Origin of the sequence: Hyphococcus flavus (assembly GCF_028748065.1) — a bacterium.
GTDB lineage: Bacteria > Pseudomonadota > Alphaproteobacteria > Caulobacterales > Parvularculaceae > Hyphococcus > Hyphococcus flavus.
Genome location: NZ_CP118166.1, coordinates 2730093 through 2743812 on the forward strand (window position 1 = coordinate 2730093; position 13720 = coordinate 2743812).

15 protein-coding genes are annotated in these 13720 nt (G+C 53.5%); 7 read left to right on the forward strand and 8 right to left on the reverse strand.

Going from position 1 to position 13720, the window contains the following annotated elements; genetic code table 11:
• Nucleotides 1-196 precede the first annotated feature (196 nt).
• The 5 genes from PUV54_RS13025 to PUV54_RS13045 all read right to left on the reverse strand — a co-directional run bounded on the left by PUV54_RS13025 (nt 197) and on the right by PUV54_RS13045 (nt 5634).
• Nucleotides 197-2509, reverse strand: coding sequence for a S8 family peptidase (locus PUV54_RS13025; RefSeq protein ID WP_274492699.1), 2313 nt, complete (start codon nt 2507-2509; stop codon nt 197-199).
• Nucleotides 2510-2825: 316 nt separating this feature from the next.
• Nucleotides 2826-3326, reverse strand: a complete 501-nt coding sequence (locus PUV54_RS13030) for a hypothetical protein (RefSeq protein WP_274492700.1) — start codon at nt 3324-3326, stop codon at nt 2826-2828.
• A gap of 102 nt (nt 3327-3428) precedes the next feature.
• Entirely contained in the window at nt 3429-4418 is a 990-nt protein-coding gene (gene cobS, locus PUV54_RS13035) for a cobaltochelatase subunit CobS (RefSeq protein WP_274492701.1), read from the reverse strand.
• Between the two features lie 126 nt (nt 4419-4544).
• Nucleotides 4545-4868 (reverse strand): DMT family transporter, encoded by a 324-nt coding sequence (locus PUV54_RS13040; protein WP_274492702.1) that lies wholly within the window; start codon nt 4866-4868, stop codon nt 4545-4547.
• Nucleotides 4869-4995: 127 nt separating this feature from the next.
• Nucleotides 4996-5634, reverse strand: a complete 639-nt coding sequence (locus PUV54_RS13045; RefSeq protein ID WP_274492703.1) for a J domain-containing protein — start codon at nt 5632-5634, stop codon at nt 4996-4998.
• A gap of 73 nt (nt 5635-5707) precedes the next feature.
• On the opposite strand from PUV54_RS13045, the gene PUV54_RS13050 reads away from it, so the two are divergent.
• From PUV54_RS13050 to PUV54_RS13065, 4 genes are all read left to right on the forward strand, one after another.
• Nucleotides 5708-5980, forward strand: a complete 273-nt coding sequence (locus PUV54_RS13050; RefSeq protein ID WP_274492704.1) for a BolA family protein — start codon at nt 5708-5710, stop codon at nt 5978-5980.
• Nucleotides 5981-6078: 98 nt separating this feature from the next.
• Entirely contained in the window at nt 6079-7383 is a 1305-nt protein-coding gene (locus PUV54_RS13055; protein WP_274492705.1) for a hypothetical protein, read from the forward strand.
• Between the two features lie 79 nt (nt 7384-7462).
• Entirely contained in the window at nt 7463-8062 is a 600-nt protein-coding gene (locus PUV54_RS13060; protein WP_274492706.1) for a rhomboid family intramembrane serine protease, read from the forward strand.
• 179 nt (nt 8063-8241) lie between these two features.
• Nucleotides 8242-8640, forward strand: a complete 399-nt coding sequence (locus PUV54_RS13065; RefSeq protein WP_274492707.1) for a hypothetical protein — start codon at nt 8242-8244, stop codon at nt 8638-8640.
• A gap of 2 nt (nt 8641-8642) precedes the next feature.
• On the opposite strand, the gene PUV54_RS13070 is transcribed toward PUV54_RS13065, so the two are convergent.
• Together PUV54_RS13070 and PUV54_RS13075 are read right to left on the reverse strand one after the other, a co-directional pair.
• Nucleotides 8643-9182 (reverse strand): J domain-containing protein, encoded by a 540-nt coding sequence (locus PUV54_RS13070; RefSeq protein ID WP_274492708.1) that lies wholly within the window; start codon nt 9180-9182, stop codon nt 8643-8645.
• Between the two features lie 63 nt (nt 9183-9245).
• Nucleotides 9246-9455 carry a DUF2842 domain-containing protein gene (locus tag PUV54_RS13075; protein WP_274492709.1) on the reverse strand — a complete coding sequence of 70 codons (210 nt, stop codon included), beginning with the start codon at nt 9453-9455 and terminating at the stop codon, nt 9246-9248.
• 77 nt (nt 9456-9532) lie between these two features.
• Between PUV54_RS13075 and PUV54_RS13080 the strand changes: the two genes are divergently transcribed.
• The 3 genes from PUV54_RS13080 (at nt 9533) to PUV54_RS13090 (ending at nt 12538) form a co-directional block, all read left to right on the forward strand.
• Nucleotides 9533-10582 (forward strand): COX15/CtaA family protein, encoded by a 1050-nt coding sequence (locus PUV54_RS13080; RefSeq protein ID WP_274492710.1) that lies wholly within the window; start codon nt 9533-9535, stop codon nt 10580-10582.
• An 89-nt stretch (nt 10583-10671) separates the two neighbouring features.
• Complete coding sequence (locus PUV54_RS13085; protein ID WP_274492711.1) at nt 10672-11208, forward strand: MarR family winged helix-turn-helix transcriptional regulator; 537 nt, start codon at nt 10672-10674, stop codon at nt 11206-11208.
• The gene (locus PUV54_RS13090) at nt 11198-12538 is read left to right on the forward strand and encodes a S41 family peptidase (protein ID WP_274495228.1); all 1341 of its coding nucleotides are present in this window, start codon (nt 11198-11200) and stop codon (nt 12536-12538) included. The genes PUV54_RS13085 and PUV54_RS13090 overlap by 11 nt, the downstream gene beginning before the upstream one ends.
• A gap of 14 nt (nt 12539-12552) precedes the next feature.
• Here the strand turns inward: PUV54_RS13090 and PUV54_RS13095 are convergent, their stop codons facing one another.
• Complete coding sequence (locus PUV54_RS13095; protein WP_274492712.1) at nt 12553-13719, reverse strand: hypothetical protein; 1167 nt, start codon at nt 13717-13719, stop codon at nt 12553-12555.
• Nucleotide 13720 lies beyond the last annotated feature (1 nt).

Below are 13720 nucleotides of genomic sequence, written 5' to 3' on the forward strand. Positions count from 1 at the left end.
AGCGGACTTGTTTCAACTGTTTCGTGCTTAGCCGAAATATATGCTTTTACCAAGCAACTGTATTACCAATGGATATGTCACAGCAATGTGACCAGGCATTAAAAAGCCCGCCGTTTGACATGGCGGGCTTTTGTTTGACGCCAGCCTGCAAGGCTGGCGTCTTGGTGGTTAGCTCATCTCAAAAGATCATTATCGATTATTCCTGACTTGCAGCCCACAAGTCATCTTTTTTGCCATGATCTTTTTTGCCGTGGATGCGTGCGCCACGGCCGCGATCGAATTTTTCAAGCGCTTTCTTGGCGTCGATAAATCCGAAACCGGAGTCGAAGTCGAAACCATGTCTATTGACTTCGTCGAAGACCTGAATCGTTGCACCAGTCGCGTTGCTGGCTCTGACGCTCATGTCCTGAGCGGTAAGACGTTTGATCCAGTAAACATCTTCCGGTTCGGTGCGATCGCATGGCCCGAGCAGCACGCCTTCCTCAACGAGTTCAAGAACCTCGTCTGGAGAGACACGCATATCGCGACCGCGGATGCGTTCCGTTTGCGGATGCTTCTTGCGGAACAGGCCGCGTCCTCTTGGATTGATCTGACGTGGCTTGCACATGCGATAGCTTACCTGGCCATTGCTTGAAGTCCGCACGATCTGCGACTTTTCTGATTGCAGCATTAATGCGGCGACAGAAGCGACATGCGGCGCGGAAGCGGAAGTGCCGAAGAAGTTCGGAAACTCTCCCGGTTCGCCAGTCTGAAACACACCATCGCCATCATCATCGTCACGGCTTGTGTCATTGGTGAAGAACGTGGTGTTCGTGCCGTCCGGTCCGGTAATGCCTGGCTTGTACCGAACTTCCGGTCTGCTCAGGCGATTGCCGTCCGTGTCAAAGAAGATCGGTGTGCCGCCTGCAGACGAAAAGTCGTTGAGGCAGGCTGGAACACATTCCGGCTCACCGGCCATAGACCGTAGTTGCAGTGTTGACGGATCGCCAATGAACTCCTCGGTGAAGTAAAAGGCTGAAGCGCCGACGCCTTCAGAGCCGGCAGCATTATTGTGTCCGAAACCGGATGGCGCATTAATTGGAAATTCCGACGCCACAATGCCGCCGCCAAAGATGACGAACTTGGTGAAACCAGGGGCATCACCGGACTGTGTTTCGAAACCGATCTGCACCTGCTGACCGCCGATGAAGTCAACGAGAGACACTAGCTCGATTGCATCCCCGCCATTGCCGCCATCTAGTGGAATACCGCCGCTTGTGAACTTGAACTGACAAAGGCCATTCGGCTGGCTCTGGCCGCCAGGTTCGAAGCAGTCAAAAACGCGATTCCCTTGCATGTCGAACATGATCACATCGACATCGTTCTGAGCGCCAGGCGCGCCGGAAACGGAAAAGTTCGGACTATCCCACTGGAAAGTAAGGTTGGTTTGCAAGGCGCCGTTGAGCTGAACCGTCATGAGCGGTTCGACACCCGGACCCGGATCAAAGTCATGGAACGTCGAGTTATCGAACGCAACCGGCCGGTATTCAGACTGATAGGCGTCACGAGCGCGGTTTCCGTTTGAAGAGTAGTAAGGCACGCCCAGACGAGCAACTTCGTCAGCCGCTTGTGCGATAATGCCGTCCTGGAACATTGGCTCAGTGAAATAAATGATGTCATCGACGATGACGTCAGCACCAGCGAGCGCGAGTTCAACGATACCTTCTGCAAAATCCGCTTCACCATTGAATGCAGAGTGAAAGAGAAGTTTCGCGCCGGGAGCAACGTCATGAATCAATTGAGCCATACCACGGCCTTCGTCGATGCAATCGCTCTGTAAGTAGTCAGAAAGAATGCCGACGTCTGGTGGAATATCGCCGTTTGCCGCATCTTCAGCAGGGGTTGTATAAACGCCTGCTGCGTTTAGTGGTCCTGGATTGCAAGCAAAGCTGTCGGATAAAATGCCGATCGTCATGTTCTCGCCATCATATCCGAGCTCTTCGCGGACGAAATCCGTACGCATGGAACGGTCGCCTTGCGATGTGACAAGCCCGACATTAGTTGCCGCGAGTGCAGGGCGCGCAAACGCTAGATAATTACTAGCTGCCAGATCGCCCAGCCTGTCTACCGGAAATTGGGCTGACACTGTTCTGCCGAGGCTTGAGATATTGCGGGCGCCCATAGCGTCCATGGTGGCTGACAGGTCGTCCGTTGAACCGGCGGCAATTGCATCAAGAACCACATACCCATCATCGCTAACGTCGGCGACCATCAGTTCTTGACCGCCGGCCTGAACCCGGCCGAGCGCGCCGCCTTCGCCGGACCAATCTGGCCGGTTGCGTGCGGCGGGTGCGGTACGCGTTGCGTTTCTCGCCGCCAGCGCGGATCGATTGTTGTCGTAAATGATCGTCAGCGCGCCTTCCATTTTCTTCATGTAGGCGTCGGACTCACCGCCCTTGGCTGACGCCAGCGATGGCGCAGCGCAAATGGCTGCCGCAAAGCCGGCGCTTAATAAGAGTTTTTTGAGCATAGTCGTCCCTTTCCGGTATGATCAGTACTCGCCTTTACGCCCTTCAGATAAAAGACGGCACAAGTGCATAGACGTGATGTGGAAAGCGCCTGATGATCACAGGCAAATTCCCCCAACACTTAAAAACTATCACGAGCCTAATTTGTTGCGCAAGCAATTATGGCCGTGTAATGCAGTATGCGGTTACTATTTTTTGCCTGCGTTTTTCATCAAAAGATCAATAAAAACAAATAAAATGGAAAATATTAGACATTAATCAGCATACAGAAAAGATGCTGCTGTGCAGCATTTTTTCTGTGATTGTTAGGCAGTGCGATTATGACCGCCGGCATGCGCCAGCGAAAACGGAGACGCCGCCAGAACGCGCAGGCCCGTAAGCGAGATATGAGAGATCGCTTTCAAATTCGATCGTTATGCTGTCTTGATAAAAGACTTCCATATTGGACGTGCGTAACCGGTCTGCCGCGATTGCAAAAATATCCGGTGAAATGCTCGCGCTGAACTTACGCGGCGGCTCAGGTTCATAGCGGTTGGTTTCACCGCTGAGATCACGGTCTAGACTGCGATAGGGGCCGCCGTCGTTCAATTCCATGGGCGTGACTGGTGATTCATAGAATGAAAAAGTGAAAGTGGAGGGTGTATTCTCAATTACGAAGTCTTCGCCACTAGGGGAGATGCCTTTGGCCTCGTCAATACTGCAGTCGTAGTCGCCAAATTCGAGCAAGCCTGAAGGTGCGACCTGGGACGACGCGCTGACGCATGACAGCGTGAATGCGAACACCGTACTTGCGGCGAGCGCGGGGAAGACACGCTTCATGACGGGCCTCCTGTGCTATTTGCAGAACTGGGTCAGCGTACTCTCAATAGCCGCCAGTGGAAAGAGAAAACGCCTTGGCCAAATTGGCTAAAAGATGTTGTATTATGCAACGCTGACCTGCGGTGCCGCTTCAGGCAAATCCTCGCCAAATGCGCGCTGATAAAATTCAGCGACAGTGGGGCGTTCAAGCTCGTCACATTTGTTGAGGAAAGTGACGCGGAAAGCGTAACCGATATTCTTGAAAATTTCGGCGTTCTGCGCCCAGGTAATCACCGTACGCGGGCTCATTACTGTTGAGATATCTCCCGCGATGAAGGCGTTTCGTGTCATGTCGGCAACGCGCACCATGGCGTCGATGGCTTCTTTGCCTTCCTTGGAATCGTAAAGCGGCACCTTGGCGATGACGATCGCCGCCTCTTCATCATGTTCGAGATAGTTTAGGGTTGTCACAATCGACCAGCGGTCCATCTGGCCCTGGTTGATCTGCTGCGTGCCGTGATAAAGACCTGTGGTGTCGCCAAGGCCGATGGTGTTGGTCGTCGAGAACAGGCGGAACCAAGGATTTGGCGTCAAAACCTTGTTCTGGTCGAGCAGCGTCAGGCGACCTTCCGCTTCAAGGATGCGCTGGATCACGAACATCACATCGGGCCGGCCGGCATCATATTCGTCAAAAACGAGGGCGACCGGACGTTGAAACGCCCATGGCAGCATGCCTTCCTTGAACGCGGTGACCTGAACGCCATTTTCGACCACGATCGCATCCTTGCCGATCAGGTCGATGCGGCTCACATGGCTATCCAGATTGACCCGGATGCATGGCCAGTTGAGGCGCGCCGCGACTTGCTCGATATGGGTCGATTTACCGGTGCCGTGATAGCCCTGAACCATCACACGGCGATTGCGGGCGAACCCGGCGAGAATCGCCATGGTGGTTTCAGGGTTAAACCGATATGCCTCATCCACTGGCGGGACGTATTCATTGGGCGTATCAAAGGATGGAATGTCGATATCCATATCGACGCCGAAAACCTTTTTCGCGGAAACGGTTTTCGTTGGTTTTTCCAAAAACGTATCGCCGGCAAGTTCAGCCATGTAGGATTACTCTTGTGGTTGGTATTCTCGATTGCGCGCCGGAACCTTGCCTGAAAGACGCTCAAAGACAAGGCCTTATGGCGCCCGGTATTGTCACAGCACCCGGTTTGGAGGGTCAGTCAGCATCTAACCGGGTTGAGAGGAAAATTTCATCAGAATGATCCCCGAAATAATAAGACCTGCCGCCAGCATTCGGAGAAACGTAACTTGTTCGTTCAATACCAAAATGCCGACAAAGAGTGCGCCAACCGCGCCTATACCGGTCCAAACGGTATAGGCAGCGCCAAGTGGCAATGTCTTCATCGCTAAGGAGAGAAGCCCAAAACTGGCGAACATCGCCGCCAGCGTGACGACTGTTGGCATCAGGCGCGTGAAGCCCATCGATTGCTTCATGCTGAACGCCCAAAGGATTTCAAGCAATCCTGCAACGACCAAAAATATCCAAGCCATGATCCGGCCCTCCTGCCAAAGAGCCGGGCCGTCCCGGACATTTCTCCCACAAGCGGGTGAGGACGTGGCCTCGCAACAGAGCCATTTAATGCCGACGGGCGCTAACTTCAATTCTGAAAGATTATACTTAAAGAAACTGCGCTTTTTTCAGAATTTGATGCGCTTTTACGACCTGGCTTAGCTGCTCTTCAGCGCTGCGGTCGCCGCCATTGGAATCAGGGTGAAAGCGCCGCAACAACTCTGCATAGCGGCGCCTGATATCAGACGACGACGCTGCATATGGCAGGGCGAGGGTGTCAAATGCGTTGACCTGTAGCTTCGTGAGGCGTTTGCCGCCCCGGTAATGGCCGCGCGTTTCGGTTTGCGTCTTGGTTTCCTTGCCGAAGATGCCGAACGCATCGTCCATATCGGCTGGGCCCCGGGCATTCGCTGCGGCGCGGGCGCGGTCGTTTTTGCCCATGGACCAGGTGGGCCGGTCGCCATATTGGCTGGCCTGGCGCACCTTCAAGGCCTCATCCTCTGAGAGGCCGTCGAAGTAATTCCAGCTCTTATTGTGCTGACGTGCATGCTCCATGCACAGCCAGATGCGTTCCTTGGGCTCGCGCGGGGACTTCGGCAGGCTGCATGCCGCTTTTGTCTCGCAATCTGGCGCTGCGCAGGCCTGATCGCCGGGATCGGCCCATGCTGCTTTTGTCTTTTTTTCTCTGCCGGGCGGTTTGACCCTGATGTCGAAGCCGAGCCGGGGTTTGTAATTTTTCTCTACCATGCGGTGCAATATGGGGTGGCTTGCGGCTTGACACAATCTTGACGAATGGGCTTGGTAGGGGTTGTCTGGCGGCATGCAAGTCGCAGAAATCATCCGCAAAAAATTAACCGTCGCGCTAGAGCCGGATCAGCTCGATGTAATTGACGAATCTCACCTTCACGCTGGTCATGCCGGCGCGCGTGAAGGGGGGCAATCCCATTTCAGGCTGCTGGTTGTCTCAGGCGCCTTCGAAGGGCTGTCGAGGGTCGCCCGGCAACGCCTTGTCAACGACGTATTGCGCGAGGAGCTTTCAGGGCCAATTCACGCGCTGGCCATGAAAACAATGACTCCTGAAGAGGCGGGCTGAGCAACCGATCTGACGCGCATGGCGACCCGCTGGCCGATTTATACTGGACGGTAAGTGCGAGGCGTTTCAGGATTTCAGGAAAATAAGAGGGGTGCGGAATGTTGCTCAGAGTTATCGCGCTGTGCGCTGCAATTGTTTTGACGTCAGGCACTGTCTCACAATCTGACGCGCAAGAACAGGAATCGCCTCAAGCCAAACTCATTCAGTTAGCGGAAGAAAACCGTTACCGGCTTGAGTATGATGGTGAAACTTTTTCCGGTTCAGCATGGAATAAATTGATTGCTGAAGGTGAGAAGGTCCAGTTCTTTCTGTTGGGGGAAGAGCACGGCATTGCGGAAAACCCAAAACTTGCCGGCGCTTTATTCAGCAAGTTGACAGATGCGGGATATTCAAAAGTTGCAATTGAAGTTTCGCCAATTGTTGCGCGCAATCTGGATGAGACGCTCCGTGATGAGGGGCTTGAGGGACTAAAGCGTCTTTATTCTCGTGTCGGGGGTGAGCCAGCCTTTTTTGGCATGAAGGAAGAGGCGGAATTCCTGCAGACGGTGAGATCCGCCGTAAAGGGAAAGGCTCCCGTTTTGTGGGGAGCTGACTATGAAGTAGGCAGCGACAGAGTCTTGCTTGACCTGCTGGAGGCGAAACGAAAACCCGAAGAAGCATCAGAAGTGCTGGCTAGTTTGCGCGCCGCATCAGATGAGAGCTGGGCGAAATATTATGAAACCCAGGGACCCCAGTTTATTTTCAGTTTTTCCGGAGATCCTGCTCTTGTGCGCACCCTCAGAGATTCATGGCCTCGACGCGATGATGAAACAGACTGGATTCTCGATACGCTTGAAGAAACACTTGAGATAAACAAGCATTGGGTGAATGGGGAAGGGTGGCGTTCGAACGAACGACGGGCCAATTTTTTGCGCGCCAACTTTTTACGCCACTGGGCGGCTGAAAAACGCAAGAATGGCTCGCCGAAAGTGTTTGCAAAATTCGGCGCCTCGCATCTGATGCGGGGGCTCAACGCCACGGAAACCTTCGACCTTGGCTCCTTGCTTCCGGAACTGGCGGAAATTGAGGGAGGGCACGCCTTCAGCATTATTGTTCTTCCAGGAGATGGATCTAATACAGCCGTTCTTGACCCCAGAACATTTACCTATGTGTCCGCACCAGCGAAGGATGGCTATGCACGTGGTCTGGGTGCAGTCTCATCCGCAGCGTATGAAGATGCATTTACGCTGATCGATATGCGTCCATTGCGTTCGGAGCTTAGTTCCGGCGCGAATTGGGCGCCGAAAGAGCTGCGAAAGGTCGTCCACAGCTACGATATGATGCTGGTCATGTCCGGATCCACACCCTCAAGCCCGTTCGCGCATGAACCGCCGGACCCGTCAGTTCTCCGGCCGGATCAATAAATCACTCTGAACAGTATTAAATGCGTGACCGCTAAGGCTTTTCTGAACTAGAAGGACGTTTTGCTCACTGGAGCCCGTCATGGAACTCCCCGGCGCGCCGGCGACATACGCCCTGATCATCGCAAACCTGATTGCGAGTGTTTATGCGTTGTCATTTGATCGCAAATTCGCTGACGACTTTGTGTTCAATGTGGGCGCTTTGATTCGGAAAAAACAGCACTATCGCATCTTTACGTCTTCATTCCTGCATGGTGATTATTTTCACCTGCTGTTCAACATGATGACGTTGTATTTTTTCGGTCCAGTAGTTGAGCAAATTCTGGGCACGGACGGGTTCTTGATTGTCTATTTCGGCGCAATCATGACCAGCGGAATTGTCTCGTTCTACGCAAACAGAAAAAATCTGCTTTATTCATCGCTTGGCGCATCCGACGGGGTATCGGGCGTGATATTGTCTTTCTGCATGTTCTTTCCATTTGCGCCGATCTATTTCATGTTTGTGCCGGTTGGCATACCTGCAATCATTTACGGCGTCCTGTTCATGGCGATTTCCGCCGGCATGATGGGCGGCGGCGGACGCATCGCACATGAAGGCCATCTTGGCGGCGCGTTAGCCGGCGTGGTTTTGACTATTCTTTTGCGGCCGGAAATTCTGGGTCAGATGTTCGGTCAAGGCTGATGCTCGCGTGACTGGGAACCTTCGTAATTGCCCGCTCGTACGCTCTGCGGCGGGCATGTTCCGCCGGATTGTCATGTTTGCTTGGAAAACATAATTTTTTCAGCAACTTGGCGCTCAGTCTTGCGTGGCGTTGGTGATCACATGCTATACTTTCCGCGCGTGCGTATCAGGGGAGTTTCATGAATCGCGTCTTGTTGCCGGATGGCGTTGCTCCGACAAACGACAAAACCGAATTAGGCGGTGAGGCTGATCTCGATCTGCCGGATACGGCTACTCCGGCATTCGCTTCTCCTCAAAAGGCAGACCCTGCTCCTCAGACGATGCCAATAGTTCAGCAGACGTTAAAGCGCGGCAAATTTGACCGTTTTGTTGAGGATGACGACGACGAAGATGATCGCAAGAAAGACGACGTCAATATCGTCAACGCGCCACATACTCCCGGACCGTTACTTTTACTGATTGCGATTGGTCTGGTTCTGGCTGCGCTGGCCGCGTTTGCCATGTCGAACAAGCAAGAGCCCTTGCCATTATGCGCCGATTTGCCGGAGTGGAACCAGTATAACTGCAGAGCCGGTTAGCGTTAAACAACCCGCTCGGTAGTTGAGCCGCGTTCACGCATGATTTTCTGGTAAGCGTAATTAACCTTCTGCGTCGCCAGGATTGCCGCTTTGGTGATGTCTTCATCAAGACCAAGCGCCGCGAGCGTGTCCGGGTGCACGGCTTTGATCCTTGCTTTATAAGCGGCGCGGATTTCTTCCGGGCTGGCGCCCGGCGCAATGCGCAACAAGGCGTAAGGGTCAAAGGATTTCTTGGAAATCGCTTCCTTGATCGACTCCTGATTGAATTCTTCTTCCAGGGCTTCGTTGTCAGCTTCGTCTTCCAGCTTTGAGGTTCTTTCCGTCAGCGCTTCGATTTGCGATTTAGCAATCAGGATCGTTTCCCCGGACTGGCGGCGAATGGGGATGAACGTCCGGTCATCATTCAGGATATCCTGCGGACGCTCGCCGTTGCTGGCGAAAATAGTGACAGGCGCGCCGTCATCCGATCCCTTGAGCCGCATGAATACCTCGATTTCATTGCGGTGGCGGAATGTGCGGTTCTTGCTGTCAAAAGCGCTCATCTGATGCCTCGTTGCGCCGCGTTCCCTGCGGTTCGAAACAAGACTTGCAACGGCCTTGCCAGATTAACCTTTGTTCTTCGGCTCAGCGTCCATCCATTGCATCAAATACTTTGCCGGCAGCGCCCAGGCGACGCCTGCTACAAGGAAATACGCGGCTTTTAGCAGTTGGAAGTCCGGAACGCGCTCGCCGAGTGCTGCAGCCGCGAAAAAGTAAAGGATAAGGCACGGCAGAAACAAAAAGAACCCTAGTAATTTCTTAATTCGCGGGGACATGGATCATTCCGGACTATGGTTAAGGCGCGACGCGCGGTCGCGCGCGCGAGGCGGATAATTGTCCTAAAGGACGCGCTATGACCATTAACACCACGGCAAGTACAGCGCAAAACGCGGGTTCTTCAACGCCACCCACGGGCCGGCCAATCGCAATCTGGCTGTTGATCATGTGCGGTCTGGTCGCCGCCATGGTGATCGTCGGCGGCGCGACGCGGCTGACGGATTCAGGGTTGTCAATTACCGAATGGCGCCCCGTCACCGGCGCTATACCGCCGTTGAATGAAGAGCAGTGGCTTGAGGAGTTTGAAAAGTACAAAACCATCCCGGAATATGAGCAGGTCAATTACGGAATGAGCCTCGCCGAATTCAAAACGATCTATTGGTGGGAGTGGGGGCATAGACTGCTTGGCCGGGTAATTGGCGCCGCATTCTTTTTTCCGATGGTTTTCTTTATCGCGACGGGCCGGGCGCGGGGGCGTCTGGCGCTCAAACTAATCGGTTTGTTTGTTCTTGGCGGGCTGCAAGGTGCGCTTGGCTGGTGGATGGTGACCTCAGGCCTTGCTGACCGGATTGATGTCAGCCAGTACCGGCTTGCGGCGCATCTGTCCCTTGCTGTCATTCTCTTCGGACTGATGTTTTGGCTGGCGCTTGATCTCTGGCCGTCGAAAAAAGTTGAAACATCAAGGGGATTACGTCTAGGCGCGTTACTTCTGGCCGGAGGCGTCTTTGGCCAAATGCTGCTGGGCGCCTTTGTGGCGGGGCTGCGCGCCGGGCGCACTTTCAACACCTGGCCGTTGATGAACGGCAAGTTTTTTCCCGATGGTTATTTCGAGGGTGCGCCTGGCTTAAACGATCTGTTCGAAACGATTGCCGCCGTGCAGTTTAATCATCGCATCGGCGCATATCTCCTGGCGCTCGGGGCGGCATGGTTCTTTTTTTCGGCGCGCAAGACCGCGTTGAAATCTCGGGCGCGTTTGGTGCTCGCCGCGATCGGCCTGCAAATTGTTTTGGGGATCTGGACGATCCTGGCGGCGACGCCAATCTCGCTTGGATTGCTCCATCAGGCCGGTGCACTCGGCGTGTTTGCCGCCGCGCTCTATGCTGCTCATAATATTGAAGCTTCCTGATTAACGAAGATGGTTGAAGAGAGACGTTGACAAGCTTCTCATATTATGCAATTAATTGCGCAATTAATTGTATAATTAAGCGGCGCACTATGAAAACCTATGTTGATCAGCACGACCTATCGTCATCTTTCCTCGGATTCAGGGTTTCCCGGCTGCTGGATATCATTATTGAGCAGGGTGATGACTATCTGGCTCAAGCGGGAATTGTATTTCCTGCGCGGATAAACTCGACAATTTTGCTAATTGACGAATATTCAGAAGTCTCAACCAACGACATTGCGGGCAAACTTGGTCATCCCCATCAGCTCGTCGCGCAACGTGTTGAGTTGTTGCTTTCTCTTAAGCTGGTTACCCGGGTGCCCGATCCGTATGACAATCGCCGCAAAGTTTTGAAACTGACTTCTAAGGGTAAAGCACAAGTAAAATTGTTGCGACGATGTTTGACAGACGCGAGTAGCGCATTTGACCGACTTTTCCAGGAGTTGGGAGTGGACCTCAACCAAACATTAGACAATGCATACGCGGCGTTTTTAAATCAATCACTGTTCGAGCGCGTACACAACCTTCATACAAACCAAAAGAAAGTTGCAGCAGCTAGAGTAGGGGCGGGTAGTGATGCGCGTTAAAAATATTCTATCATGGGTGTTCCTTGTTCTTCTTTGCGCATCTTGTGTGTCATATACAACAGTGGCGGATAGCGACCCCAGTTATACACATAAGCAGATTAGTGAGGATTTTACTGCTTTCATGTCGTTTGTGCGCGAGACCCACCCGGATATTCAATATTCAGCAACCATTGAAGAGCTAACAAAGGCCGAGGAAACGGTTCTTGCAAGTCTGAAACAATCGATGACTGTGCGTGATGCATGGATGGCGATGGCTCTGATCAACCCTTATTTTAAAGATGCGCATGTGGGAGTGCGCCGCCCGGTAGCTGCGCTGGAAACGTATCAATCAGATGGCGGCCTCTTATACCCAGGCTCTGTTGTGGTCGGCGATGGCGGATCACTGTTGGTTGGGCCGGTTAATCCGAATACAGGCCTTTCTACTGGTGACAGGATTGTATCTATTAATGGTGTCCGTGCGGAAGACATTCTTGCGACAATAAAGCCCCGCATGCGCGGCGAGACGGAAAAACTCAGACAGCTATTGGTCGAACGTTACTTTCCGGAATACTTCTGGATCGCATACGGAGGGTTTGACGCGTATACCGTTCGTGTTGAGCGCAATGGCAGAGCCAGAACCGTAAAATTGAAAGATTCACAACAGGGGAAAACTATTGGCGAGGAAGATCTCTGGTCTTATTCAGTGATGCGCGGCAATGTCGGGTATTTGAATGTTACTACATTCGGCATTGAGCATCGCGACGCGTTCGAAGAATTTTTGTCTTCTGCGTTTTCGCAAATAAAGGCCGATAGTGTTGGCAAACTGATCATTGACCTGCGTGAGAATGGCGGTGGCGCAAGAGATTTGAGCGATCTGCTAATGGGCTACCTGACGGCGGAGCCTTATTCAGCGATTTCTAGCGTCAAAGCCAGAGTGACTGAGCAGAATATTGGACTCATTCCAGGCGCTACTTTAGGGTCTGTTGTTACCATGCCGTTCCAGCAGCTCGTGACGCCGGCGGACAACCCGCTTAGATTTGACGGAGAAATTTACGTGATCATCGGCGCACAGACATATTCGCAAGCAATCGTATTCGCTGCGACCCTGCAAGATTATTCTATCGCTACCATTGCCGGCGAAGAAACCGAAGGACCTGCAAATCAAACGGGCCAGGTTCAGCTATTCACGATGCCGAACACGGGAATTGAAGGGCTTTCACCAATATATATTTTTACCCGTGCGAGCGGCGATACTTCACGCTCAGGAGTTATCCCCGACGTCCACATCAGAAATGAGCCGCTCGATCCGATGGGGAGCGTCGATGCACTAATAGAGGTGATCATCCGTTAATCATTACCTCGGTGTCATTCACCCTCGTTGTTGATATCCGGAAGGGTGATGTTCAACTCGTTGTCTTTGATCATGGCCATGCCGCGGGCTGTTACGGGGCCGCCTACAGGAAGAGACAGTGAATTGAGAACCGTGCTGACTGGAGCAATCCTGACGACCGGCCCTTCGTCACCGGCGGCGCCAAACCCTAAAATGCCATCGCGGTAAAGCGCCCCAAGATTGGCGCTAGCGGAGCCCATCAGAACGGCTGGTTCCGCATCGGGCATTTGATCTGTGCCTGAGAAATTAATAGCGCCAAGCGCCTCGCCATCATCGCGGTTGAATACATGCACCGCACCAGTCCTTTGGTCTAGAAGCAAAACCTGTTCACTCACAGCGCCGTCATCGCCGCTCTGACTTTGTATTACGGCAACATCGGCCGGCGTTGCATCGTCAACAATAGCAAGCGGATTGAGAAAGGCGGCTTCATTGTCGAGGCGATAGATCTCGCCATTATCGGCGGCGAGCGTCAGGGCGCCTTTGATATCCACCGCGCAGGAGACGAGATTATCGGGCGTTTCCAGCGTTACGTCTTCTGCTATGGATACGCCGTCTGCGTTTGCTGCAAGGCTGAAATAACGCACACTCGTTTCCTGTACCGCAAAGATCATGGGTGAACTGCTGTTCGGCGCGCGCCCGGCGCAAATATCACGGACTTCGCCAGTGAGTTCCGGCGCGCCATCCAGAGGCAGAAACGTGCGCGAGCTGTTATCGATACCATAGAGCCGAACGGCGTTAGCAGCCGCGTCATGTGTAGCCAGAAAGCCCGCCGCGCTGGCGCCAAATCCGAAATAGCTGACAGCCACGCCTTGTGCGTTCACGCCATCAACGCGGCCGACCTCGGTTCCGTCTTCCATGTTGTATGAGACAATGCCGTCAGCATTCGCAACAATCAGCAGGCTGTTGTAGGATTGCGAGGGATGCTCCCAGAACGCGATGCCTGTCGCCGGACCCGACAGGCCGGGCAGTTCGTCGCTGAAGAACGCATCAACCGGGCCTTGTGGCGCTTCCTCGGTGACCGTTGGCGCATCGACAGGGGCGTCAGGGCCAGCGTCCGCCGATGGTTCTGAGGATTTCTTTTCGCAAGCGGCCAGGAGAGAGGCGCCGGCAAGCACGCTGGCGGCGAGTAGGTAGGAACGCATG

Bases quoted from the DNA above. Each gene is read 5' to 3' on its own strand.
- PUV54_RS13025 (WP_274492699.1), bottom strand. From the start codon at position 2,509: ATGCTCAAAAAACTCTTATTAAGCGCCGGCTTTGCGGCAGCCATTTGC.
- PUV54_RS13030 (WP_274492700.1), bottom strand. From the start codon at position 3,326: ATGAAGCGTGTCTTCCCCGCGCTCGCCGCAAGTACGGTGTTCGCATTC.
- cobS (WP_274492701.1), bottom strand. From the start codon at position 4,418: ATGGCTGAACTTGCCGGCGATACGTTTTTGGAAAAACCAACGAAAACC.
- PUV54_RS13040 (WP_274492702.1), bottom strand. From the start codon at position 4,868: ATGGCTTGGATATTTTTGGTCGTTGCAGGATTGCTTGAAATCCTTTGG.
- PUV54_RS13045 (WP_274492703.1), bottom strand. From the start codon at position 5,634: ATGGTAGAGAAAAATTACAAACCCCGGCTCGGCTTCGACATCAGGGTC.
- PUV54_RS13050 (WP_274492704.1), top strand. From the start codon at position 5,708: ATGCAAGTCGCAGAAATCATCCGCAAAAAATTAACCGTCGCGCTAGAG.
- PUV54_RS13055 (WP_274492705.1), top strand. From the start codon at position 6,079: ATGTTGCTCAGAGTTATCGCGCTGTGCGCTGCAATTGTTTTGACGTCA.
- PUV54_RS13060 (WP_274492706.1), top strand. From the start codon at position 7,463: ATGGAACTCCCCGGCGCGCCGGCGACATACGCCCTGATCATCGCAAAC.
- PUV54_RS13065 (WP_274492707.1), top strand. From the start codon at position 8,242: ATGAATCGCGTCTTGTTGCCGGATGGCGTTGCTCCGACAAACGACAAA.
- PUV54_RS13070 (WP_274492708.1), bottom strand. From the start codon at position 9,182: ATGAGCGCTTTTGACAGCAAGAACCGCACATTCCGCCACCGCAATGAA.
- PUV54_RS13075 (WP_274492709.1), bottom strand. From the start codon at position 9,455: ATGTCCCCGCGAATTAAGAAATTACTAGGGTTCTTTTTGTTTCTGCCG.
- PUV54_RS13080 (WP_274492710.1), top strand. From the start codon at position 9,533: ATGACCATTAACACCACGGCAAGTACAGCGCAAAACGCGGGTTCTTCA.
- PUV54_RS13085 (WP_274492711.1), top strand. From the start codon at position 10,672: ATGAAAACCTATGTTGATCAGCACGACCTATCGTCATCTTTCCTCGGA.
- PUV54_RS13090 (WP_274495228.1), top strand. From the start codon at position 11,198: ATGCGCGTTAAAAATATTCTATCATGGGTGTTCCTTGTTCTTCTTTGC.
- PUV54_RS13095 (WP_274492712.1), bottom strand. From the start codon at position 13,719: ATGCGTTCCTACCTACTCGCCGCCAGCGTGCTTGCCGGCGCCTCTCTC.